Source organism: Fructilactobacillus fructivorans (genome assembly GCF_000814735.1).
Lineage (GTDB): Bacteria > Bacillota > Bacilli > Lactobacillales > Lactobacillaceae > Fructilactobacillus > Fructilactobacillus fructivorans.
Window position 1 is genome coordinate 1 of record NZ_JOJZ01000005.1, and the last position, 1166, is coordinate 1166.

Genomic DNA, 1166 nt, shown 5'->3' on the forward strand with positions numbered 1-1166 from the left:
TGATTTTTTTAACCAAATCACCACGAAACCGTTCAAAGCCGTCGGCGGTATTCACTTCAGGAATAATTCGATCAATAATTCCCTCCGATAGTAATTCATCAGGAGTTAATTTCATGACCGAAGCGGCTTCCTTCATCCGACTGGGATCTTTCCACAAGATGGTGGCGTAACCCTCGGGGGAAAGCACCGAATAGATACTGTCTTCAAAGGCCCAAACGCAATCACCCACGGCCAGGGCTAGCGCACCACCACTGCCACCTTCACCGACGATGACACTGATATAGGGAACGGTTAGTTGCATCCCCTGTAAGATCAGCTGGGCAATCGTATAACCAATTCCGTGATACTCGGCATCGACTCCCGGATAAGCTCCCGGAGTGTTAATCAACGTGACGATGGGGCGGTCAAACTTTTCGGCTTGTTTCATCAAGCGCAGCGCCTTGCGATAACCATCTGGTTCCGCAGAACCAAAGTGCCGCTCGATGTTGGTGTTCAGGTCAGCACCCTTTCGGATTCCCACAAACGTAGTGGGAATGTTATCCATCGTGCCAATTCCACCATAAACAGCCGGATCGTCACCGTAGGCCCGATCTCCATGAAGCTCCATGAAGTCATCAGTAATTCCATTGATAAGATCATCAACTCCAATTTTTTTGGCTGCTCTCGCAGCCAAGACCTTGTCCCAGGCAGTTTTTTTAGCCATTAAGATCACCTACCTCATGCCACTTTAGTAGCTTACTTAAAGTTGGCTTTAACTCTGAACGTTTAACTATGTCATCAAGAAAACCATTTTTAAGTAATGTTTCGGATCGTTGGAAATCTTTGGGCGGTCGTTGCTGAATCGTCTTTTCAATCACACGACGACCCGCAAAACCAATCAGCGCGTGTGGTTCTGACAATAAAATGTCTCCTTGCATCGCAAAGCTGGCCGTCACGCCCCCAGTAGTTGGATCGCCTAAAACACTAATGTAAAGCAATCCAGCCTTACTGTGTTCAGCCACGGCTTCAGAGACCTTAGCCATCTGCATCAAGGAATGAATGCCTTCTTGCATTCGGGCGCCTCCCGATGCGGTGAAGACGATCACTGGTAGGTTCTTTTTAGTAGCCATTTCAAATAAACGGGCCAGAATTTCACCAGTTGCCGTTCCAAGACTGGCCATCACAAA

General features: G+C 47.9%; 2 protein-coding genes. Both read right to left on the bottom strand.

Translation table 11 applies throughout. From position 1 onward, the window contains the following. Positions 1-703 (bottom strand): carboxyl transferase domain-containing protein (locus LfDm3_RS00055; RefSeq protein WP_039142790.1); only part of this gene is annotated, 703 nt, incomplete at its 3' end. Then, a partial coding sequence (locus tag LfDm3_RS00060; RefSeq protein ID WP_039142792.1) for an acetyl-CoA carboxylase carboxyltransferase subunit beta occupies positions 696-1166 on the bottom strand: 471 nt, incomplete at its 5' end. The genes LfDm3_RS00060 and LfDm3_RS00055, both read right to left, overlap by 8 nt.